The following is a 23,195-nucleotide window of genomic DNA, read 5'->3' as shown; positions in this document are numbered from 1 at the left end:
GGGCGCAATTGTAGAGAAGGGCCGAGGGCGGCGCAAGGTGATTGGTGATTATTTGAACAATCCCCAATGCTTACCCACACAAACCAATGTGGGAGCGAGCCTGCTCGCGATGAGGGCGCCACATTCAACATTTGCGTTGAACGACACTCCGCTATCGCGAGCAGGCTCGCTCCCACAGGGACTACAATCGGATCAGGATTTTTTGGCGGCCGCAGCAACCTTGACGCTACGCTGGCGCTGGGCCTCGAACAGGCACACGCCGGTCGCGACCGAGACGTTGAGGCTGCTGACACTGCCGGCCATCGGCAGCTTGACCAGGTAGTCGCAATGCTCGCGGGTCAGGCGGCGCATGCCCTTGCCTTCGGCACCCATGATCAGGATGGTCGGGCCCGTCAGGTCCTGGTCATAAATGCTGACCTCAGCCTCGCCCGCCGTGCCGACCACCCACAGGCCGCGCTGCTGGAGTTTCTCCAGGGTACGCGCCAGGTTGGTCACGGCCACCAGTGGAATCACTTCCGCCGCGCCGCAGGCGACTTTACGCACCACTGGCGTCAACGTTGCCGACTTGTCTTTGGGCACGATCACCGCCAACGCGCCAGCCGCATCCGCCGAACGCAGGCAAGCGCCGAGGTTGTGAGGATCGGTCACGCCGTCCAGTACCAGCAACAATGGCGCGCCTTCGGTGCGATCGAGCAGCTCGTCGAGCATCGCCTCGCCCCAGACCTGGCTCGGGCTGACCTCTGCCACGACACCCTGGTGCACACCTTCGACCCAGGCGTCCATTTCCCGCCGTTCAGCCTGGCCGACCGCCACGCGATTCTCGCTGGCCAGTTCGATCAGGGTCTGGACCCGCGGATCACTACGCCCCTCCGCCAGCCAGATCTGCTTGACCCGCTTGGGATGGTGACGCAGCAATGCTTCCACGGCATGCACGCCGTAGATTTTTTCCAACTGACTCATGACTTGGCCTTGGGTTTGCGCGCCCCGCCGCTCTTGGCTGGGGCCGAGCCTGCTTTGGGCGGGCCTTTACGGTGTTTGCTCGGCTTGCCGGTCGCCTTGTCCGGCGCCGACCGTCCGGTCTTTCCCCCAGACGCCGCTTTACCGCCGCTCTTGGCTTCGGCCAGCAACGCCTGTTTCATCTCACGGCTTTTGCGCAGCTCGGCGTTTTTCGCCGCCGCATCGCTCGGGCGATAGGCTTCGACGGCTTTTTCCTTGGCCGGACCACGACGCCCGGATTTGGCCGCAGCAGGCTCGGCGGCGGTCTTGGCCGCAGCAGGCTCGGCGGCGGTCTTGGCCGCAGGCGCAGAAGTTTCGGTACCGCGCTTCTTGCGGCCAATCGGCGCGCTGATGGTTTTTTCTGCCATCTCGAAGTCGATCTTGCGCTCGTCGAGATCAACGCGCATGACCCGCACTTCGACCGTATCGCCGAGGCGGAAGCTGCGACCAGTACGTTCACCCGCCAAGCGGTGATGCACTGGGTCGAAGTGGTAGTAATCGCCCGGCAGCGCGGTGACGTGCACCAGGCCTTCGACGTAGATGTCGGTCAGTTCGACGAACAGGCCAAAACCGGTCACGGCAGTGATCACGCCCGGGAACGACTCACCCACGCGATCTTTCATGAACTCGCACTTGAGCCAGTTCACAACGTCGCGAGTCGCTTCATCGGCACGGCGCTCGCTCATCGAGCATTGCTCGCCGAGTTGCTCCAGGGCCGCCTCGTCGTACGGGTAGATGCGCGCCTTGGGGATGGTCATCGCACCGGCACGCTTGACGTGTGGGGTGTTCATCTTCGAATGGATCACGCTGCGGATCGCCCGATGCGTGAGCAAGTCAGGATAGCGACGGATCGGCGATGTGAAGTGGGTATAGGCTTCGTAGTTCAGGCCGAAGTGACCCTGGTTATCGGCGCTGTATACCGCCTGGCTCAACGAGCGCAGCATCACGGTCTGGATCAGGTGGAAATCCGGGCGATCCTTGATACCGGCCAGCAGGGCCTGGTAATCCTTGGGCGACGGACCGTCCTTGCCTTTGTGCAGGGACAAGCCGAGCTCACCGAGGAAGGCGCGCAGTTTTTCCAGACGCTCCGGCGGCGGGCCATCGTGGACCCGGTACAACGCAGGAATTTCATGCTTCTTCAGGAACTCAGCAGTGGCCACGTTGGCGGCCAGCATGCATTCCTCGATCAGCTTGTGGGCATCGTTGCGCACCGTCGGACGAATCTCGGCGATCTTGCGCTCGGAGCCGAAAATGATCCGGGTTTCCTGGGTTTCAAAGTCGATCGCGCCACGTACATGACGCGCCGCCAGCAGCACTTTATAGAGCGAGTACAGCTCTTTGAGATGCGGCACGACATCGGTGTATTCGCCGCGAAGTTTGCGCGATTCGGCAAGTTTCGGGGTTTCCAGCATCGCGCTGACTTTGTTGTAGGTCAGGCGGGCGTGGGAATGGATCACGGCTTCGTAGAAGCAGTAGTCGGTCATTTCGCCAGATTTGGAGATGGTCATCTCGCAAACCATGGCCAGACGATCGACGTGAGGATTGAGCGAGCACAAACCGTTGGACAGTTGCTCTGGCAGCATCGGTACGACACGCTCAGGGAAGTACACCGAGTTACCGCGCACCTGGGCTTCGGCGTCCAGCGCCGAACCGAGTTTCACGTAGCTGGAAACGTCGGCAATCGCCACGTACAACTTCCAGCCGCCGGAGAACAGGCGCAATTTGCCCGGCTTGGCTTCGCAGAAAACCGCATCGTCGAAATCCCGGGCGTCTTCGCCGTCGATGGTGACGAACGGCAAGTGGCGCAGGTCGATGCGCTTCTCTTTATCTTTCTCTTCGACTTCAGGCTTGAGCTTGGCGGCTTCTTTCAGGACCGCTTCGGGCCAGACGTGAGGAATGTCGTAGGTGCGCAAGGCAACATCGATTTCCATACCCGGCGCCATGTAGTTACCGACCACTTCCACCACATCGCCCTGGGGCTGGAAGCGTGGGGTTGGCCAGTGGGTGATTTTCACCTCGACAAACTGACCGACCTTGGCGTTGGCGTTGCGGCCCGGGGTGACCAGCACTTCCTGCTGGATCTTCGGGTTGTCCGCGACGACAAAACCGATGCCGCCCTCTTCAAAGTAGCGACCGACGATGCTTTCGTGGGCACGGGACACCACTTCGACGATCACACCCTCACGGCGACCACGGCGGTCCAGGCCGGACACCCGGGCCAGGGCCCGGTCACCGTCGAACACCAGACGCATCTGCGCCGGGCTCATGAACAGATCGTCGCTGCCGTCGTCCGGGATCAGGAAGCCGAAACCGTCGCGGTGACCGGCGATGCGGCCCAGGATCAGGTCAAGCTTGTCCACGGGCGCATAGGTGCCGCGCCGGGTATAGATCAACTGAGCATCGCGCTCCATGGCGCGCAGACGGCGGCGCAGGGCTTCGAGCTGGTCTTCGGTGGTCAGACCGAACTCTTCGACCAGTTGCTCGCGGCTAGCAGGCGAACCCCGATCGGCGAGATGCGCCAGGATCAGTTCGCGGCTAGGAATAGGGTTTTCGTATTTTTCCGCTTCACGAGCGGCCTCGGGATCGAGGGACTGCCAATCGGCCATTAGAGAGTTTTCACCTTGTCTATATGCGGGTTAGTTTGGCATAGGCGTAATGAAACGGGAAATTTCAAGCATCCGATGCCGTTCCCTGAAGTCTTTTGACCCCTCTTGAAGCCAGGAAATGCACCGCTCGTGAAATTTACCGGTTTTTTTTGCGGGAGGGGTTTACAGTTAAAAACACGCTCCGTATAGTGCGCGCCATCGATGACGTACACACGTTGCCGATACTGCCCAGATGGTGAAATTGGTAGACACGCCAGCTTCAGGTGCTGGTGACCGCAAGGTCGTGGAAGTTCGAGTCTTCTTCTGGGCACCAATTTCGAGCAGCAGATCAATGATCTGCTAGCTCCAAAAAAACCCGCGAAAGCGGGTTTTTGCATTTCCGGCCCCTGGAATCTGGCTGGTAATTACTAAAACAAAAACAGGGGTTTACAGATCAAAACTCGCTCCGTATAGTGCGCCACATCGACAGCGGCAACGCTGAAGATGCTGCCCAGATGGTGAAATTGGTAGACACGCCAGCTTCAGGTGCTGGTGACCGCAAGGTCGTGGAAGTTCGAGTCTTCTTCTGGGCACCAATTCAAGCTTCAAGGTTACGGCCTTGAACTCACAGAAACCCGCGAAAGCGGGTTTTTGCGTTTCTGGGGTTGTCGATTCATTGGCTGACAACTCGGATGTATCTGAGCCGCTAAAACCGCCTTCGCGAGCAAGCCCGCTCCCACAGTTGGTGGCGTACTCATGAAGTACTCGATCTACTGTGGGAGCGGGCTTGCTCGCGAAGGGGCCAGCCCGATCAGCCCATCAAGCCCTGAACTGCCCCAGGCTCGCCTTCAACTGCGCCGCCAAACTATCCAATATCTTGCCGCTGGCCGTGGTCTCGACCACGGCCTGAGCCGCTTTCTCGGCCTGGGCGTGAATGGTTTCCACCCGCCCGCGTACCGCTTGCGCGCCTTGAGCCTGATGGGCCGCCGCTTGCGTCGCCAAGCCGATGGCCGCATGCACCCGCTCTACGGAGGTCTGTACCGACTGCTGCAAGCGCGCGCTGTCACGCAGCACCAACAACCCTTCACTGGCCTGGCGCCCGGCCTGGCCGATGGCGGCCACCGCCTCGCGCGCGCCCTGCTGCAGCGCCACGATGTGAGCCTGGATGTCGCCGGTCGAACTCTGTGTCTTGCTCGCCAGCGCCCGCACCTCGTCCGCCACCACCGCGAACCCGCGCCCGGTTTCCCCGGCCCGCGCCGCTTCGATGGCCGCGTTCAGGGCCAGCAGGTTGGTTTGTTCGGCAATGCCGTGAATGACGGTGAGCACCACTTCGATCTGCTCGCTCTGCTGCGCCAGCCGCTCGATGACTTTCGCCCCCGTATCGACCTGCCCGGCCAGTGCCTCGATCAAACCGCCAACCTTGGCCGATGTACGAGTGTTTTCGTCGGTGGCCTTGCGAATCTCCACCACCTGCTGCAAGGCAGCCTGCATCGCCTGGCTTTCCGATTGCGCTTCGTCGGCCATCTGCGATAACGCCCGCAGGCTCTCGGCCACTTCATCACGCTGCATCCCGGCCGCTGCATCAGCACCGGAGTTGCGCAAGGTCATGGCACCGATTTCCACGCCCGTACGCTGGGCCACATCACCCGCTTCCCGCACAATAGGCTGCAACTTATCCACAAAACGATTGACCGCCGAGGCCATGTCGCCGATTTCGTCCTTGCTGTTGATTTGCACGCGCTTGGTCAAGTCGCCCTCGCCTGCCGCCAGATCGTTCATCGCGGTAATCAACAGCTTCAAGCGATTGACTACTCGGCGCCCCAACACCACAGCCAGCAGCACCAGCACGCCAAACCCCACCAGCGCCAGGCCCAGACCGATGCGCCAGCGCAAAGTGCCCGCAGCGTCCTGGACGGTGGTGGCGGTGTTGACCTGCATTTGCGTGGCCGTGGCCTGAGCCGATTCCAGGCGCCCGCGCATCGCAGTGGCACTGTCGGCTGCCGCACCCTTGAGGCTATCCCCGACCAACTGATCACCACTGGCTATCAGGGCCGAGAAGCGTTGGTCCAGCGCCTTCAGATCGGCTTCAACGGAGGCCGTGGAAACCCCCATCAACACCTTGCCGATCTCTACGCCGTTGGGGCTGATCGATGCTTCAAGGTAATACACCGAGGGATCGTTCTTCGCCGCATCCAGCACCTTGTCCAGCGCTCGATCGCCCTTGCCTTTTTCCAGCAAAGCCTTGTTGATCGGGTTTTGCCGATTCAGGTAGCGGGTCAGGTGCTGGCCGGTGGCGTCGTCATAAATGACGAAGAGTACGTTGGGATTGCGCTGGGCCCGACGGGCAAACTCAGAGAGGGCCGGCACGTCGCTGTCCCACATGGCGCGCGGCGCGACCGAAGCCAGAAGCTGCGCCATATCATTGGCGGAATCCTTGAGCGACTTTTCCAGCGTCGCGCGCAACTGCGCCTGCTCATCCTTCAAACGTGTGGATAAACCGGCGGTGAGACGCTGGCGGGTGCTGGAAGACAAGCTGTCCAGGCTTGAGGTGACTTCACGCCCGGCCTGCTCCAGTTCGCCAGACAATTTCTGACTGTCGCCCCCGAGCCGAGCCTCTAGATCGGCCTCCAGCGCAGTGACCGTGCTTCGCGTCAGCGCGACAGCCACCAGGACCTGCACCAAAAGGGCGACACCGAGAGTAACGAATACGGGCCGCAACAGGCGGCTTTGTAACAATGAGAGAACGGCCGACACAGGGAATCCCTCTACTAACGCCATTAAATTGCTAGCACTTCAAAAAAAGCACTTATTATTTAAGCTGTATAGCAAGTGTCGTGCCGCCTGGCAGCCAGATATGACAAAGGACCCAAACGAGGGTCCTTTGTTTTTTACATCAACGACTTATCAGGCAAAAGGATGACGCAGAACGATGGTTTCGTTGCGGTCCGGTCCCGTCGAAATAATGTCAATCGGCGCACCGACCAACTCTTCAACGCGCTTGATGTAGTTGCGGGCCGCCACTGGCAGCTCTTCCAGGGTCTTGGCGCCGACGGTCGATTCGGTCCAGCCTGGCATCTGCTCGTACACCGGCTCAAGGCCGATGTAGCTGTCAGCGTCGGTCGGTGCGTCGATAACCGCGCCGTCCTGGTTCTTGTAACCCACGCAGATATTGATGGTTTCCAGGCCGTCCAGCACGTCCAGCTTGGTCAGGCACAGGCCCGAGATGCTGTTGACATCAATAGCGCGACGCAGGATGACGGCATCGAACCAGCCGCAACGACGGGCACGACCGGTGGTGGCGCCGAACTCATGACCACGCTTGGCCAGGAACGCACCGACGTCATCGAACAGCTCGGTCGGGAACGGACCCGAACCGACGCGAGTGGTGTAGGCCTTGGTGATACCCAGGATGTAATCCAGGTACATCGGTCCAAAACCCGAACCGGTGGCGATGCCGCCGGCAGTGGTGTTGGAACTGGTGACGTACGGATAGGTACCGTGATCGATGTCCAGCAGCGAACCCTGGGCGCCTTCGAACATGATGTCCTTGCCCGCGCGACGCAGCTCGTGCAACTCGGCAGTGACGTCGAGCATCATCGGCTGGAGCAACTCGGCGTATTCCATGCACTCGTCCAGGGTCTTCTGGAAATCGATGGCCGGCTCTTTGTAGTAATTGACCAGAACAAAGTTGTGGTAGTCCAGCAACTCGCCCAGCTTGGCGGCGAAGCGCTCACGGTGGAACAGGTCACCGATGCGCAGGCCACGACGGGCCACCTTGTCTTCGTAGGCCGGGCCGATGCCACGGCCGGTGGTGCCGATCTTCAGCTCGCCACGGGCCTTTTCACGAGCCTGGTCCAGCGCGACGTGATAGGACAGGATCAGCGGGCAGGACGGGCTGATACGCAGGCGCTCGCGCACCGGTACGCCTTTCTCTTCCAGCTTGATGATTTCCCGCAGCAAGGCGTCGGGGGCAACCACCACGCCGTTGCCGATCAGGCATTGCACGCCTTCGCGCAGCACGCCCGACGGGATCAGGTGCAGAACGGTTTTCTCACCGTCGATCACCAAGGTGTGACCTGCGTTGTGGCCACCCTGGTAGCGCACTACGGCGGCAGCATGTTCGGTCAGCAGATCAACGATCTTGCCTTTGCCCTCATCACCCCACTGGGTGCCCAGGACTACGACATTCTTACCCATAACACTTGTCCTCATTCGCGCAAACTTGGTGCCGGCCGCGGCCGGCAGGAAAACTCAAGAAGCCAGCGGCAATACTTGCCAAAGCCCGTTCTGCTGAATCAATTGCCGGTCGCAGTCCGCTTCACGGGCGGCGGCCAGAGGCTGCCCAGGCAAGGCCTGGACGACACGCTGACCCTCACTGCGCAACTGGCAGACCGTCTGCCAGAGTGCTGCATCCGTACTGTCGGGCATCCAGATACCGCCAGACGGTAGCTCGACTTCAGCACGCCCCAGGGTCACCAGGGTTTTCAAATCGGTAGAGAAGCCGGTCGCCGGACGGGCACGACCGAAGTCGGCGCCGATATCATCGTAGCGACCACCCTGAGCGATGGACTGACCCACGCCCGGTACAAACACCGCGAAGACTACGCCAGTGTGGTAGTGATAACCGCGCAATTCGCCCAGGTCGAAATACAGCGGCAACTCGGGGAAACGCACCGACAGGCGCTCGGCAATCGCCAGCAAATCGTCCAGTGCCGCGAGTACAGGTGCCGGCGCATGGGCCAGCCGTTCGCGGGCAGCGGCCAGCACTTCGCGACCTCCGCAGAGGTCTACCAGCGCCCGCAACATGCCGGACAGATCGGCCGGCAGGCCTTCGGTCAGACTGATCACTTCATCGATGGCCTTGCGCTGCAAGGCATCGAACAACTGCTGCTCCACTTCGCCGGACAAACCGGCCGCCCGCGCCAAGCCACGATAGATGCCAACATGCCCCAGATCCATGTGGACATCCGGCACGTCAGCCAGTTGCAGCATGGCCAACATCAGGCTGATGACTTCTACGTCGCTGCTCGGGCTGGCATCGCCATACAACTCGGCACCCAGCTGGATCGGACTGCGCGAAGACGACAGGGCGCGCGGCTGGGCGTGCAGCACGCTGCCGGCGTAGCACAGGCGACTCGGGCCTTCACGACGCAGGGTGTGGGCGTCGATACGCGCTACCTGCGGGGTGATGTCAGCACGAAAGCCCATCTGCCGGCCCGACTGCGGGTCGATAACCTTGAAGGTGCGCAGATCCAGGTCCTGGCCCGCGCCGGTCAGCAGGGATTCCAGGTACTCGATATGCGGGGTAACGACGAATTCGTAACCCCAGCTCTGGAACAGATCCAACACCTGCCGACGCGCTACTTCGATACGCGTAGCTTCCGGTGGCAGTACTTCTTCGATGCCATCTGGCAGCAGCCAGCGGTCTACCGTTGCCATTACGCCATTCCCCTATGGTCCGGGCGGCCAGCCCTCGGGCAAGCCTTGAGTGAAGCAGAAAATGCTCCGCCCACACGCAAACCCCGCGCATGAGCAACGTGACGAATGGCCTGTAGTCGGCCTCGCCAAGCACTTTCCTCGAAAAACCTGTCGAGTCGTACAACCCGACGCCTGCAACCAAAACCGCAATCGAACGTGCAGACGCAAAAAAGCCGGGAATTTCCCGGCTGCCGCATCATACACACGTTTTCCCAAAGGATCACCCCGCCCGACGCTTTAGCCGCCGGGCGGAGTGTTTCAGGTCAACGTCGCGTCAAGGCTTGGACTTTTCCAGGTACTGGAAGAAGTCGCTGCTTGGGTCAAGGACCAGGACGTCGGATTTGTCCGCAAAGCTTTCACGGTAGGCACGCAGGCTACGGTAGAACGCGTAGAACTCCTGATCCTGGCCGTAGGCATTGGCGTAGATCGAAGCGGCCTGGGCATCACCATCACCACGCAGCTCTTCCGATTCACGATAGGCTTCGGCCAGCAACACGCGACGTTGGCGATCGGCGTCGGCACGGATGCCTTCAGCCAGCTCGTTACCCTTGGCGCGGTGCTCGCGAGCTTCACGCTCACGCTCAGTACTCATCCGCTCGAACACGCTGCGGTTCACTTCCTTCGGCAGGTCGATGGCCTTGACCCGGACATCGACAACTTCGATACCCAGCTCTTTTTCCGCCATTGCGTTCAGCGAACGGGTGATGTCGGCCATGAGCGCATCACGCTCACCGGACACGACTTCATGCAGCGTGCGCTTACCGAACTGGTCACGCAGGCCCGATTCCAGACGACGGGACAGACGCTCGTCGGCGATCTGCTTGAGGCCGGAAGTCGCGGTGTAGAAGCGCTCGGCATCTTTCACCCGCCACTTGGCGTAGGCGTCCACCATCACGGCTTTCTTTTCCAGCGTCAGGAAGCGTTGTGTCGGCGCATCCAGCGTCATCAGGCGGCCATCGAACTTGCGCACCTTGTTGACGTACGGCACCTTCACATGCAGGCCCGGCTGGACATCCGCCTCGACCACGCGACCGAATTGCAGTAACACCGCACGCTCGGTCTGAGCCACGATGTAGAAGCAGTTCCAGGCAGCGATCGCCACGACGACACCGACAATAAGGGCGATCAGCGATTTATTGCTCATCAGCGACTCTCCCTGGTACGTGCTTGCTGTTGCTGCTGCTCCGCCGCGCGGGCATTGGCTTCATTGCCGGCGGCGGCCGTGCTGGACGGCGGCGTGCCGGTTTTACGACCGCCTTCGACCATCTTGTCCAGCGGCAAGTACAGCAGATTGCTCTGGCCGTTCTTGTTGCCGGTCACGAGGACCTTGCTGGTGTTGCTGAAGACTTCCTGCATGGTGTCCAGATAGAGACGCTCGCGGGTCACTTCAGGCGCCTTGCGGTACTCGGCCACCAGCTTGGTGAAGCGGTCCGCCTCACCCTTGGCACGGGAAACCACTTCGTCGCGATAACCGTTGGCATCTTCAATGATGCGCTGGGCCTGACCACGGGCTTCCGGCACGACGCCGTTGGCGTAGGTCTCGGCCTGGTTACGCGAACGCTGCTCGTCTTCACGGGCACGGATCACGTCATCGAAGGCTTCCTGGACTTCACGCGGTGCCGCTGCGCTCTGAACGTTGACCTGGGTAACGGTGATACCGGTGCGATAGGTGTCGAGGAACCGTTGCAGGCGCTCCTTGATTTCGCTGGCCATCAACTCACGACCTTCTGTCAGCACCTGATCCATGGCGGTGGAGCCCACCACATGGCGCAAGGCGCTTTCAGTTGCGTGCTGCAGGCTGATTTCCGGCTGGTCGACGTTCAGGACGAAGTCTTGCAGATTGGAGATCTTGTATTGCACGGTCAGCGGCACTTCGACGATGTTTTCGTCTTCAGTGAGCATCTGGCCCTGCTTGGTGTAGGCACGCTCACGCGTGACGTTTTCCATGAACTTCTTGTCGATCGGCGGGAAATAGATATTCAGGCCCGGCCCGACAGTTTCGTAGTACTTGCCAAAGCGCAGCACTACAGCCTGCTCCTGCTCGTCCACGACATAAACCGCGCTATACAGCCAGACAGCTGCGAGCACGACGAGACCGATGCCGAGCAGGCCGAAACCGCCGCCCTTGCCCGAACGACCACCCCCATCGTCACCGCGTTTCTTACCACCACCGAACAAACCGTTCAGGCTTTCCTGCAGCTTTCGGAAGGCCTCGTCGAGATCCGGCGGTCCCTTGCGGTCGCCGTTGTTACGACGTTTGCCACCCCAGGGATCCTGATTATTCGAGTTGCCACCCGGCTCATTCCAAGCCATAGCGCTCTCCATCTGATAAAGCAAAGACGCACCCACGGCGCGCCGACCAATGCTACAGAATGCCTGACACCGCTTTCTCAGGCTTTTATTGCAAAGTGTGTTGCTCGATGAATTCCATCGGCTGCAGCCCTTCGCGACTGACCAGTCGATTGAGCTCCGCCCGAGGCAGGCGAACCGCCAGCAGGCAGATGCCTTCTTCATCATGTTCTTCTTTCTGCACCGCTCCGAGTTCAAAGAACTGGGCCCGCAGCCGGGCAAAACGTTGCGGCAACTTCAGCGTGCCGACAAACAGGTCGTTGCCCAATAGCTCCGCCACGGCCTGCTTGAGCAGATCCAGACCAGAACCGTCGCGGGCCGATAACCAGACCCGCTGCGGTTTGCCATCGGCATCGCGCTGGATCTGCGGCTCCACGCCTTCGAGCAAATCGAGTTTGTTGTATACCTCAAGGATCGGCAAGTCCTGGGCTCCGATCTCGCCCAGCACCACCATGACCTGCTCGATCTGCAGCATCCGGTCCGGCTCGGCGGCATCGATCACGTGCAGCAGCAGGTCGGAGTTGCTCGACTCTTCGAGCGTAGCCCGAAAAGCCTCGACCAGCTTATGCGGCAGGTGCCGAATGAAGCCCACGGTGTCGGCCAGCACAATCGGCCCGAGGTCGTCCAGATCGAGCCGGCGCAGGGTCGGATCGAGCGTGGCGAACAACTGGTCGGCGGCGTAGACGTCGGATTGGGTCACGTTATTGAACAGCGTCGATTTACCGGCGTTGGTATAACCCACCAGTGAAACCGTCGGGATATCAGCACGCTTGCGGCCGCGTCGTGATTGCTCACGCTGACTGCGGACCTTTTCCAGGCGCCCCTTGATCTGGCGCAGGCGAACCCGCAGCAGACGCCGGTCGGTTTCCAGCTGGGTCTCACCCGGACCGCGCAGACCGATACCGCCCTTCTGCCGCTCAAGGTGGGTCCAGCCACGAACCAGCCGCGTACTCATGTGTTCAAGCTGGGCCAGTTCGACCTGGAGCTTGCCTTCATGGGTACGGGCGCGTTGGGCGAAGATGTCGAGAATCAGCCCTGTGCGGTCGATCACGCGACACTCGAACACACGTTCGAGGTTACGCTCCTGACTGGGCGTGAGAATGTGATTGAAAATCACCAGGTCGACCTGTTCGGTTTTGACCAGGTCGCGCAATTCCTCGACCTTGCCGCTGCCTATCAGGTATTTGGCGGTTGGCCGATGACGCGGCACGTTAAAAAACGCGACGGTCTCGGCGCCGGCCGAAAGTGCCAATTCCTGAAACTCCTGCGGATCTTCGCGCGCCTCAGGGTCTTGTCCATCCAAGTGAACGAGAATGGCCCGCTCACCCCCACCGTGGCGCTCAAAGAACAAAGGAGACTCCTATCAAGCGTTACCCGGTTCAGCATCACCGGCTTCGGATTCGGTCGCGCTAGGCAGACGAATCGCTCGGACGGGCACTACTGTCGAGATCGCGTGCTTGTAGACCATCTGGCTGACGGTGTTTTTCAGAAGGATGACGAACTGGTCGAAAGACTCGATCTGGCCTTGCAGTTTGATCCCGTTGACCAGATAGATGGACACCCCAACTTTCTCTTTACGTAAAGTGTTCAAGTAAGGGTCTTGTAGCGAATGCCCTTTTGACATGTGCCGCACTCCTTTAAGGATCAATAATTAAAATCGGAATCAGATGGCTTGGGCCGTCACACCCCCAAGGATAGACGGCAATTGCAAGGACTCAGCTCAATATGGAGATGGTCCCAAGGTATTTCAAGGCGCGTGGCAGATTGTCGCAATCGAGACTGTCAAGCCAGTGCAGGTCAGTCCAGCTGCGCAGCCAGGTGAACTGGCGTTTCGCCAATTGGCGCGTGGCAATGATTCCACGCTCCTGCATCTCGGCTAACGTCAGCTTGCCGTCAAGATAGTCCCAGACTTGTCGATAGCCCACCGCACGTATAGACGGCAACCCGGCATGCAGGTCACTTCGCTCACGCAGGGCTACGACCTCGTCTATGAATCCCTGTTCCAACATTAATGTGAATCTTTGTTCAATTCGCCGATGAAGCACTTGCCGGTTCGCCGGAGCGATGGCCAGATTGGCGACAGTATAGGGCAATTGTTGCATTCCCGAAGCGGCTGCTTCAGTACTTTGCGCAGATTGTCGCTGTCGCAGAGCGGTCATGCTCTGACCGCTGACCCGATAAACCTCCAGCGCCCGACTGAGCCGCTGCGGGTCGTTGGGGTGAATACGCGCTGCCGACTCCGGGTCGATGACCGCCAATTGTTCGTGCAAAGCTTGCCAGCCAAGGCGTGCAGCCTCTTCTTCGATCTGCGCACGCACGCTGGGATCGGCTGCCGGCATATCCGCCAACCCCTCGACCAGGGCCTTGTAATACAGCATCGTGCCGCCCACCAGCAGCGGAATCTTGCCTCTGGCGGTGATTTCGGCCATGGCCTGAAGGGCATCGCGGCGAAAATCCGCTGCCGAGTAAGCCTCGGCCGGATCCAGGATGTCGATCAGTCGGTGTGGGAACTCAGCCAGCAGCTCTTTTGACGGCTTGGCGGTGCCGATATCCATACCCCGGTAGACCAAGGCCGAATCGACGCTGATCAGCTCGCAGGGCAGTACTTTGGTCAATTCAATGGCCAGGTCGGTCTTACCGGCAGCGGTTGGCCCCATCAGAAAGATCGCAGGAGGTAATTGGCTCATCAACGACCGCGCAGGAACAGTTTGTCCAGGTCGTCCAGGCCCAGTTGGGTCCAGGTCGGCCGGCCATGGTTGCATTGACCGCTGCGCTCAGTATTTTCCATGTCCCGCAGCAGACCGTTCATTTCCGGCAAGGCCAGGCGCCGGTTGGCGCGGATTGCGCCGTGACAGGCCATGGTGCCGAGCAGTTCGTTCAGGTGCGCCTGGATCCGGTCGCTGGTGCCGTACTCCATCAGGTCCGCCAGCACGTCGCTGACCAGTCGGTTGGCCTCGGCCTGTTTCAACAGGGCCGGGATCTGCCGGATCGCCAGGGTTTCCGGGCCCAGGCGCTGCAGCTCAAAGCCCAGGCGCTGGAACCAGCTCACATGCTCCTCGGCGCAATCGGCCTCACGCTGGCTGACCGCCAGGGATTCAGGCACCAGCAGCGGTTGCCCGCTAAGGCCTTCACTGGCCATGGCGATTTTCAGGCGCTCGTACATGATCCGCTCGTGGGCGGCATGCATGTCTACCAGGACCAGGCCCTGGGCATTTTCCGAGAGGATATAGATCCCTTTGAGCTGCGCCAGGGCATAACCCAGTGGCGGAATGTCACCCTGGCCGTCCGGCAACGCCGCCGCACCGGTCTCAGGCAGGGGTTTGAAAAACTCGCGATAAGCCGCCTGAGCTTCGGCGGCGGGCACGCTCGATTGCGCACGCGGGGTGTATTGGTACTGGTAACCGCTGCCGGCGCCGGTCCCGGCGGCGTTGTAGGTCGGCTGGGGCTGGGGTTGTTCCAGCAGTGCGTTGGCGGCCAGACGCATTTCGCCTTGAGGTCCGAATTCGCCAGCCTCCAGCCCCGTTGGCCGGACCATGCCGGCCACTGCCGCCGGTGCCGCCAATTGATCTTCGGGGCGCACATCACCCAAGGCGCGGTGCAAGGTGCCGTAGAGGAAATCGTGCACCATGCGCCCGTCACGAAAGCGCACTTCATGCTTGGTCGGGTGCACGTTGACGTCCACCACCGCGGGGTCGACTTCGAAAAACAGCACGAAGGTCGGATGCCGACCGTTGAACAACACGTCGCGATAGGCCTGGCGCACCGCGTGGGCCACCAGTTTGTCGCGCACCGCGCGCCCGTTTACGTAGAAGTACTGCAAGTCCGCCTGGCTGCGAGAAAAAGTCGGCAGCCCGACCCAACCCCACAGGTGCAGGCCATTGCGCTCCACTTCGATGGGCAATGCCTGCTCCAGGAAGCCCGCACCGCACACCGCGCCGACGCGTCGCGCCCGGGCCGCATCATCATGGGCCTCGTGCAGGCTGAGGATGGTCTTGCCGTTGTGGCGCAAATGGAACGCCACGTCAAAACGCGCCAGGGCCAGGCGCTTGATGACTTCCTGCAAATGATCGAATTCAGTCTTCTCAGCCTTGAGAAACTTGCGTCGGGCCGGGGTATTGAAGAACAGGTCGCGTACTTCCACCGAGGTGCCCACCGGATGGGCCGCAGGCTGGACGCGGGACGCCATGTCCCGCCCTTCGGTTTCGACCTGCCAGGCCTGGTCGGCTTCACGGGTACGGGAGGTGAGTGTCAGGCGCGACACCGAACTGATGGAGGCCAGTGCCTCGCCACGGAACCCCAGGCTCATGACCCGCTCGAGGTCTTCCAGGTCGCGGATCTTGCTGGTGGCGTGGCGCGCCAGGGCCAATGGCAGGTCGTCGGCAGGAATGCCGCCACCGTCATCGCGCACTCGCAACAGCTTGACGCCGCCCTGCTCGATATCCACATCGATGCGTTTGGCCCCGGAGTCGAGACTGTTCTCCAGCAACTCCTTGATGACCGACGCCGGACGCTCGACCACCTCACCGGCGGCGATCTGGTTCGCCAGCCGGGGGCTGAGCAGTTCGATGCGGGCGTTGCTGCCGGTCAGTTCATCGCTCATTGCTTGACCACCACGTCGTTGCCGGGAATAGTCAGGGTCTGGCCGATCTTGAGGTCGTCGCTCTTAAGATTATTGGCACTGCGCAGGGACGCGGGCGACACCTGATAGCGCACGGCGATCATGGCCAGGGTTTCGCCAGGATTGACCCGATGATCCCGTGGTCCCTGGGCGATCTTGCCGGAGTCTCGCAGCCAGGCGATGTAGGTGCCCGGTGGCGGGTTCTGCTGGAAGAACTGGCGCACGCCGCTGCTGATGGACCGGGCCAGGGCCTGTTGATGACTGGAGGACGTCAGCTTCGAGGCTTCGTTGGCATTGGAGATGAACCCGGTTTCCACCAGGATCGACGGAATATCCGGCGACTTGAGCACCATGAACCCTGCCTGTTCGACGCGCCGCTTGTGCAGCGGCGTGACGCGCCCAATGTTGCTCAAGACTTTTTGGCCGACGTTAAGGCTGGACGTCAGCGAGGCCGTCATTGACAGATCGAGCAGCACGCCAGCGAGCATGCGGTCCTTGTCATCGAGGCTGACGTTGCCGGCGCCGCCAATCAGGTCGGAACGGTTTTCGCTGTCAGCCAGCCAACGGGCGGTCTCGGAGGTGGCACCCCGGTCGGACAGGGCAAACACCGAGGCCCCGAACGCGGCTTTTGAAGGGGCGGCGTCGGCATGGATCGAAACGAACAGGTCCGCGCCCTTCTTGCGGGCGATTTCGGTACGGCCACGCAACGGGATGAAGTAGTCGCCGGTACGTGTCAACTCGGCGCGAAAGCCTTTCATGCCGTTGACCTGGCGCTGCAACTCACGGGCGATGGACAACACCACGTCCTTTTCACGTTGCCCGCGCGAGCCAGAGGCGCCAGGGTCCTCACCACCGTGACCGGCATCGATCACAACGATGATGTCGCGCTTGCCGGACGGCATCGGCGGTAGCTTGAGAGCAGGCTCGGTTGGCGTGACCGGTACCGCTGGCACTGTGGCGACTTTGGTCGGAGGTGGAGGCGGTGGCGCGGCATCGGCCGGGTTGTCGAACAGATCCACCACCAGCCGATTGCCGTACTGGGCGTTGGGCGTCAGGGTGAAGCTTTTCGGGGTCACGGCCTTTTTCAGGTCGATGACGACCCGCAGGTCAGTCGGCGTGCGCTGAGCCGAGCGAATGGCCGTGATCGGCGTGTTGGCGGTGGCGGCAGTCAGCGGCGCCCCCAGGGACGCGCCATTGATGTCGATCACCAGGCGATCCGGAGCGGTCAGGGTGAATACGCTGTGCTGCACCGGCCCCGTCAGGTCGAACACCAGCCGAGTGTTGTCCGGCGCCCGCCACAGACGAACGCTGCTGACCTTCGTCTGAGCCACAGCATCGACGGCCAGTGCCGTAAGCAACATTCCTACGACAGCAACCACCGCGCGAAAGCGCATACCAAACCCCATCATCAATTAGTTTCCAATGCCAAAGCGGCACACCACGACTCGCCGCGCGAGCCTTGCGGCGTCAGTATCAACGAACGCCCGCCGTTCTGCGCGCCAATGGTAATGGTCAGGTCAGGCTTTGGCAAAAAGCCTGCACCTTTCTGGGGCCATTCGATCAGACACAAGGCGTCATCTTCGAAGTAATCGCGGATACCGAGGAATTCCAATTCTTCAGGATCCACCAGTCGATACAGGTCGAAATGGAAGGCACGAATGTCGCCGATCTCGTAGGGCTCAACCAACGTGAACGTAGGACTTTTCACTGCGCCGATGTGTCCCAAGCCACGAATAATGCCGCGGGACAGGGTGGTTTTTCCCGCGCCGAGGTCGCCCTCCAGAAAAATCAGACCATGGCCTGCCGTGGTACGCGCAATGCGCTCCCCCAATTGTGTCATGGCTTGTTCGTCCGCCACGTACAGGGTTACTTCAGACACGGTGAATGCTCCTCCAACAACTGACGAATGGCCGGGATCAGATCGGTCGCCGCCAACCCCCGGCCCGACTGACCGGTTTGCACACCGGCATTGGCATGCAACCACACTCCCAGGCAGGCGGCATCGAAGCCCTCCATGCCTTGGGCGAGCAACGCGCCGACCACCCCGGCCAGCACATCCCCGAGGCCTGCCGTAGCCATGGCCGGATGGCCCTGACCGCAAACCGACAGGCGACCGTCCGCACTGGCAATCAGACTGCCAGCGCCCTTGAGAATCACCGTGGCCGCGTACTTTTTGCTCAAGGCGTGGGCTGCCGCCGGACGATCGGCCTGCACCTGGGCCGTGGAGATACCCAGAAGCCGCGCCGCCTCGCCCGGATGAGGGGTGATCACACAGTGCTCGGGCAAACTGACCGCGCCACTGCTCAGCAGGTTCAGCGCATCGGCATCCCACACCTGGGGCAGTGATGTGTTGGCCGCCGCCGACAACAGGCTACGCCCCCACGCAGCCTGGCCCAGGCCCGGACCAACCACCAACACCGTGGCCTGCTCAAGCAACCCCATCAATTGGTTGGCCGAGTGGGTGCCCTGCACCATGACTTCGGGTAAACGCGTCAGCGCAGCGGACACATGCTCGTTGCGAGTGGCCATGGAGACCATCCCCGCGCCGCAGCGCAGGGCACTTTCGGCGCTCATCTGGATGGCGCCGCCAAAACCTCGGTCGCCGCCGATCAACAGGACATGACCGAACTTGCCTTTGTGGGATGTGCGCGCACGAGGCGTCAGGGACGGCAGATTATGGGGCAGCAGAAGCCGGGCCGTGGCTGGCGCTGCCTCGACGATGTCGGGATCGGCATGCAGATCATTGAATATCAGTTCACCGACCCGGTCCGCCGCATCGCCAGTGAACAGGCCCAGCTTCAGGCCAATAAAGGTTACGGTCAGGTCGGCCGCCACTGCCGTACCCAGCACCCGTCCCGTGTCGGCACACAGCCCCGAAGGGATATCCACCGCGGCCACTGGCAGACCACTGACATTGATGGTATCGATTGCCCGAACGTAGGGCTCGCGTACTTCGCCACTCAATCCGGTGCCGAGCAAGGCGTCGAGCAGCACACCGCGCAAGTCGGACTCGTCCGACCATGACTCCACCGGCACACCTACCGCCACCGCCTCGGCGTGGGCATTGGCGGCATCCCCCTGCAACCGCCGGGGCTCGCCCACCGTTAGCACCCGCACTGACCAACCGGCGCGTCGGGCCAGGGTCGCCACCAGATAACCATCGCCGGCGTTGTTGCCATGCCCGGCCAGCACGGTCAGCTCCCTGGCGTCTGGCCAGCGCCGGACAATGGCCCGCCAGGTGGCGCGGGCCGCACGCTGCATCAATTCGAAGCCAGTCGTGCCTGCCGCGATCAGTTGTGCGTCGAGGTCCCGGACCTGCGCGGCACTGTACAGCGCGTCGGGAAAATCATCTTTAGTGTGCGGCATGCGTCTTCAGGCTCCGATGTCTGGCAGAATTATACGCATCTCAGCTCCGGTTTCTCTCGCCTCATGCCTGTCATTCCCATAGATCTCCCCGCCCTCGCCCAATCCATCAAGGACTGGGGTCGCGAGCTGGGTTTCCAGCAGGTCGGCATCAGCGGCCTGGACCTGGCCGAGCATGAGCACCACCTGCAACGCTGGCTCGACGCCGGCTACCACGGCGAAATGCAATACATGGGTGCCCACGGCAGCAAACGCTCGCACCCCGAGGAGCTGGTGCCGGGCACATTGCGCGTGGTTTCCCTGCGCATGGACTACCTGCCGGGAGACACGCAAATGGCGCAGAGGCTCGCCCAACCGGAAAAAGCCTACGTCTCGCGCTATGCGTTGGGCCGCGATTACCACAAATTGATCCGTAAACGCGTGCAACAACTGGCAGAAAAAATCCAGGCGGCCATCGGCCCCTTCGGCTATCGCGCCTTCGTCGACAGCGCGCCGGTGCTGGAAAAAGCCATCGCCGAACAGGCCGGGCTGGGCTGGATCGGTAAAAACACCTTGGTATTGAACCGCAAGGCCGGTAGTTATTTTTTCCTGAGCGAGTTGTTCGTCGACCTGCCGCTGCCGGCGGACCCGCCCCACGCCAGCGAACACTGCGGAAAATGCACCGCATGCCTGGACATCTGCCCTACGAATGCCTTCGTCGGCCCCTACGTCCTGGATGCCCGACGCTGCATTTCCTACCTCACCATCGAACTCAAAAGCGCCATCCCCGAAGAACTGCGGCCGTTGATCGGTAATCGGGTGTTCGGTTGCGATGACTGCCAGATCGTCTGCCCGTGGAACCGCTTCGCCCGGCCGTCCGGAGAAAGCGACTTCAAGCCGCGACACAACCTGGACAATGCCGGGTTGGCCGAGCTGTTCATGTGGGACGAGGAAAAATTCCTCAGCAGTACCGAAGGCTCGCCCCTGCGCCGAGCCGGGTACGAAAGCTGGCTGCGCAACCTGGCGGTGGGATTGGGGAATGCACCTTCAACCATCCCGGTCTTGCAAGCGCTTGAAGCGCGGCGCGATTACCCATCGGAACTGGTGCGCGAGCATGTCGAGTGGGCGTTGCGCCAACACGCCGAGCGTCAGACCTCGTCGTTGTAGACGAACTTCGGCATTTCCCAGTGAAAGCGGATCGCCAGGAGCCGCAACAGGAAACCGCCGAACAGAGTGATAAGGATCGCCTGCTCACTCGGCAACTGCAGATAGACACACAGCATGTAGCACCACGCCGCGGCAAACGAGACGCTGGCATAGAGCTCGCGGCGGAAGATCAGCGGGATGTCGTTGCAGAAAATGTCCCGCAAGATGCCACCGAAAACGCCGGTAATCACACCGCTGACCGAAGCCACCAACATGCCGTGGCCCATTTCCAGGGCGGTCATGCAGCCGATCAGGGTGAACGCCACCAAGCCCACGGCATCGAGCACCAGGAACAACGAGCGCAAATGGCGCATCCAGCGCGCCAGGATCACCGTCAGCATCGCCGCCGCGGTGGTCAGCACCAGGTATTCCGGGTGCTTGACCCAGGTGAGCGGGTAATGACCGAGCAGCACATCGCGCACCGAGCCACCCCCCAACGCGGTGACGCAGGCGATCAGCACCACGCCAAACCAGTCCATGCCACGACGCCCGGCAGACAAGGCACCGGTCATCGCTTCAGCGGTGATGGCGATCAGATAAAGCATCAGCAACATGATGGCGGTCCTTGCAGGAAGGCGCGCAGTCTAGCCAGTTTGGGCAGGCACCAAAAGAGGGCGGCTCCGACATGTCCAACACAATCCCAGTGGCGAGGAGAGTTGTGGGCGCAAGGCTTGCCCGCGATGATGGCGCTGCGGTCTTTCAGAGACCGAGGCGCCTGTTTCGCGAGCAAGCTTTGCTCCCACAAGCCTTGCTCCCACACCCCGCTCGCCACAAGAGCGCCGTGTGCTTCAATCAGAACTTGATGAAATGCTTGCGGTAATGCTGCAACTCGGCGATGGACTCGCGGATGTCGTCCAGGGCCAGGTGGCTGCCGCCCTTCTGGAAGCTGTCACGCACCTCTGGAGCCCAGCGGGCGGCCAGCTCCTTGAGGGTGGAGACGTCCAGGTTGCGGTAGTGGAAGTAGCTTTCCAGGGATTTCATGTGGGTATAGAGGAAGCGCCGATCCTGGCAGATGCTGTTGCCGCAGATCGGTGATTTGCCCTTTGGCACCCACTGCTCCAGAAAGGCGATGGTCTGGGCTTCGGCCTCAGCCATGCTGATTTTGCTCTCGCGCACCCGCTGGGTCAGCCCGGAGCCGCCGTGCTGGCGGGTGTTCCATTCGTCCATACCGGCCAGGATTTCGTCGCTGTGATGGATCGCGATCACAGGGCCTTCGGCCAGGGTGTTGAGGTCACTGTCGGTGACGATAGTGGCCATTTCGATGATGACATCGGTGTCCGGGTTCAGACCGGTCATTTCCAGGTCGATCCAGATCAGGTTCTGCGGGTTTTGCATGGGGGAGCTCCTCGGCGTAGCTGCGCAGTTTAGCTTAGGCTTTGAACGAAAAGTGCCTGCGCGACGATCAGGCTGCGTTGAAAACAGGCTCGGAATGCTCATCAACGCCGCTTCCTCGCCTGTTTTCGCCTTGCCTGATCGCCGCTCGGCGACTTTTCGTTCAAACCCGAGGCGGGCCCCTGGGCGTGCTAAACTCGCGGCCGTTTTACCTAATCGCTGCATTCTTCATACGGAACACCCATGGCCAAACGCCAACTCAATCGTCGTCAAAACTGGCGCATCGAAAAGATCCAGGGCGAGCGCGCCGCCCGCGCCGCCAAACGCGAATCCAGCGCGGTACAAGCGCTTGAGGGCGGCGACCTCGGCCCGGAACAGACAGGTCTGGTGATCGCGCACTTCGGGGTACAGGTCGAGGTCGAGGCCCGTGAAGGCGAATTGGCCGGCCAGGTATTCCGCTGCCATCTGCGAGCCAACCTGCCGGCCCTGGTCACCGGCGACCAGGTGGTCTGGCGTGCCGGCAACCAAGGCATCGGCGTGATCGTGGCACAACTGCCGCGCCACACCGAGCTGTGCCGCCCGGACAGCCGAGGCCAGCTCAAGCCGGTAGCGGCCAACGTCGACATGATCGTCATCGTCTTCGCCCCGCTGCCCGAGCCCCACGCCAACCTGATCGACCGTTATCTGGTGGCAGCCGAACACGCCGGCATCCGCCCACTGTTGCTGCTCAACAAATTCGACCTGATCGACGAGCACAACGCCCCGGCGCTGAACGCCTTGCTCTCGGTCTATCGGCAATTGGGCTACCCGGTGCTGGAAGTTTCGGCCCACCACGGCGACGGCATGGAGAAATTGCAGGAACAACTGGACGGGCGCATCAGCGTATTCGTCGGCCAGTCTGGTGTCGGCAAGTCGTCGCTGGTCAACAGCCTGCTGCCGGAAGTCGAGACGCGCGTCGGGCCGTTGTCCGAGCTGTCCGGCCAGGGCACTCACACCACCACCACTGCGCGGTTGTTCCACTTCCCCGGCGGCGGTGAACTGATCGACTCGCCGGGCATCCGCGAATTTGGCCTGGGCCATGTCAGCCGAGCCGATGTGGAAGCGGGGTTCATCGAGTTCAACGACCTGATCGGCACCTGCCGCTTCCGCGACTGCAAGCACGACCGCGAACCCGGTTGCGCCCTGCTCAAGGCGCTGGAAGACGGTCGTGTGCAACAGCAACGGATGAACAGCTACCGCTCGATCATCGCCAGCTTGCCGGAAAGCAGTTACTGATCTGAAAGGAAGGC

18 protein-coding genes and 2 tRNA genes are annotated in these 23,195 nt (G+C 61.5%); 4 read left to right on the top strand and 16 right to left on the bottom strand.

The features are described 5' to 3' along the window. Positions 1 to 192: 192 nt before the first annotated feature. Complete coding sequence (gene rlmB / locus PSH57_RS02855; protein ID WP_256229258.1) at positions 193 to 960, bottom strand: 23S rRNA (guanosine(2251)-2'-O)-methyltransferase RlmB; 768 nt, start codon at positions 958 to 960, stop codon at positions 193 to 195. Next, entirely contained in the window at positions 957 to 3,602 is a 2,646-nt protein-coding gene (rnr, locus tag PSH57_RS02850) for a ribonuclease R (protein WP_305387713.1), read from the bottom strand. Before rnr ends, rlmB begins: the two co-directional genes overlap by 4 nt. 226 nt (positions 3,603 to 3,828) lie before the next feature. Between rnr and PSH57_RS02845 the strand changes: the two genes are divergently transcribed. Continuing rightward, positions 3,829 to 3,915: transfer RNA gene (locus PSH57_RS02845), tRNA-Leu, on the top strand. Positions 3,916 to 4,090: 175 nt separating this feature from the next. Beyond that, positions 4,091 to 4,177 (top strand) — tRNA-Leu (locus PSH57_RS02840). Between the two features lie 223 nt (positions 4,178 to 4,400). Here the strand turns inward: PSH57_RS02840 and PSH57_RS02835 are convergent. The 12 genes from PSH57_RS02835 to PSH57_RS02780 form a co-directional block, all read right to left on the bottom strand. Continuing rightward, positions 4,401 to 6,335, bottom strand: coding sequence for a methyl-accepting chemotaxis protein (locus PSH57_RS02835; protein WP_305387712.1), 1,935 nt, complete (start codon positions 6,333 to 6,335; stop codon positions 4,401 to 4,403). A gap of 150 nt (positions 6,336 to 6,485) precedes the next feature. Next, complete coding sequence (locus PSH57_RS02830; protein ID WP_256229261.1) at positions 6,486 to 7,778, bottom strand: adenylosuccinate synthase; 1,293 nt, start codon at positions 7,776 to 7,778, stop codon at positions 6,486 to 6,488. 54 nt (positions 7,779 to 7,832) lie between these two features. Beyond that, positions 7,833 to 9,020 (bottom strand): ATP phosphoribosyltransferase regulatory subunit, encoded by a 1,188-nt coding sequence (locus tag PSH57_RS02825; RefSeq protein ID WP_305387710.1) that lies wholly within the window; start codon positions 9,018 to 9,020, stop codon positions 7,833 to 7,835. A 313-nt stretch (positions 9,021 to 9,333) separates the two neighbouring features. Then, positions 9,334 to 10,203: a protease modulator HflC gene (gene hflC, locus PSH57_RS02820; RefSeq protein WP_305387709.1), complete on the bottom strand. Its 870-nt coding sequence runs from the start codon at positions 10,201 to 10,203 to the stop codon at positions 9,334 to 9,336. Continuing rightward, positions 10,203 to 11,372, bottom strand: a complete 1,170-nt coding sequence (hflK, locus tag PSH57_RS02815; RefSeq protein ID WP_305387707.1) for an FtsH protease activity modulator HflK — start codon at positions 11,370 to 11,372, stop codon at positions 10,203 to 10,205. The genes hflC and hflK overlap by 1 nt, the downstream gene beginning before the upstream one ends. 85 nt (positions 11,373 to 11,457) lie before the next feature. Then, positions 11,458 to 12,759 (bottom strand): ribosome rescue GTPase HflX, encoded by a 1,302-nt coding sequence (gene hflX / locus PSH57_RS02810; RefSeq protein WP_305387706.1) that lies wholly within the window; start codon positions 12,757 to 12,759, stop codon positions 11,458 to 11,460. A gap of 12 nt (positions 12,760 to 12,771) precedes the next feature. Continuing rightward, complete coding sequence (gene hfq / locus PSH57_RS02805) at positions 12,772 to 13,032, bottom strand: RNA chaperone Hfq (RefSeq protein ID WP_214913595.1); 261 nt, start codon at positions 13,030 to 13,032, stop codon at positions 12,772 to 12,774. 91 nt (positions 13,033 to 13,123) lie between these two features. Next, a complete protein-coding gene (gene miaA / locus PSH57_RS02800; protein ID WP_305387705.1) occupies positions 13,124 to 14,095 on the bottom strand; it encodes a tRNA (adenosine(37)-N6)-dimethylallyltransferase MiaA in 972 nt (323 codons plus the stop codon). Further along, positions 14,095 to 16,008 carry a DNA mismatch repair endonuclease MutL gene (gene mutL / locus PSH57_RS02795; RefSeq protein WP_305387704.1) on the bottom strand — a complete coding sequence of 638 codons (1,914 nt, stop codon included), beginning with the start codon at positions 16,006 to 16,008 and terminating at the stop codon, positions 14,095 to 14,097. Before mutL ends, miaA begins: the two co-directional genes overlap by 1 nt. Next, a complete protein-coding gene (locus tag PSH57_RS02790) occupies positions 16,005 to 17,435 on the bottom strand; it encodes an N-acetylmuramoyl-L-alanine amidase (protein ID WP_305387703.1) in 1,431 nt (476 codons plus the stop codon). The genes mutL and PSH57_RS02790 overlap by 4 nt, the downstream gene beginning before the upstream one ends. After that, positions 17,435 to 17,905, bottom strand: a complete 471-nt coding sequence (gene tsaE, locus PSH57_RS02785) for a tRNA (adenosine(37)-N6)-threonylcarbamoyltransferase complex ATPase subunit type 1 TsaE (protein WP_305387701.1) — start codon at positions 17,903 to 17,905, stop codon at positions 17,435 to 17,437. The genes PSH57_RS02790 and tsaE overlap by 1 nt, the downstream gene beginning before the upstream one ends. Continuing rightward, positions 17,893 to 19,392, bottom strand: coding sequence for an NAD(P)H-hydrate dehydratase (locus PSH57_RS02780; RefSeq protein WP_305387699.1), 1,500 nt, complete (start codon positions 19,390 to 19,392; stop codon positions 17,893 to 17,895). Before PSH57_RS02780 ends, tsaE begins: the two co-directional genes overlap by 13 nt. A 63-nt stretch (positions 19,393 to 19,455) precedes the next feature. On the opposite strand from PSH57_RS02780, the gene queG reads away from it, so the two are divergent. Next, entirely contained in the window at positions 19,456 to 20,535 is a 1,080-nt protein-coding gene (gene queG, locus PSH57_RS02775) for a tRNA epoxyqueuosine(34) reductase QueG (RefSeq protein ID WP_305387697.1), read from the top strand. On the opposite strand, the gene PSH57_RS02770 is transcribed toward queG, so the two are convergent. Then, a complete protein-coding gene (locus PSH57_RS02770) occupies positions 20,517 to 21,131 on the bottom strand; it encodes a trimeric intracellular cation channel family protein (RefSeq protein WP_186656755.1) in 615 nt (204 codons plus the stop codon). The genes queG and PSH57_RS02770 overlap by 19 nt on opposite strands. Positions 21,132 to 21,366: 235 nt before the next feature. Beyond that, complete coding sequence (gene orn, locus PSH57_RS02765) at positions 21,367 to 21,909, bottom strand: oligoribonuclease (RefSeq protein WP_024780809.1); 543 nt, start codon at positions 21,907 to 21,909, stop codon at positions 21,367 to 21,369. Positions 21,910 to 22,149: 240 nt separating this feature from the next. Between orn and rsgA the strand changes: the two genes are divergently transcribed. Next, the gene (gene rsgA / locus PSH57_RS02760; RefSeq protein ID WP_092395734.1) at positions 22,150 to 23,181 is read left to right on the top strand and encodes a small ribosomal subunit biogenesis GTPase RsgA; all 1,032 of its coding nucleotides are present in this window, start codon (positions 22,150 to 22,152) and stop codon (positions 23,179 to 23,181) included. Positions 23,182 to 23,195: the final 14 nt, after the last annotated feature.

Origin of the sequence: Pseudomonas hefeiensis (assembly GCF_030687835.1) — a bacterium.
GTDB classification, from domain to species: Bacteria; Pseudomonadota; Gammaproteobacteria; order Pseudomonadales; family Pseudomonadaceae; genus Aquipseudomonas; species Aquipseudomonas hefeiensis.
Note: the sequence above shows the minus strand (reverse complement) of the source record. Positions and strands in the feature narration are given on the sequence as shown.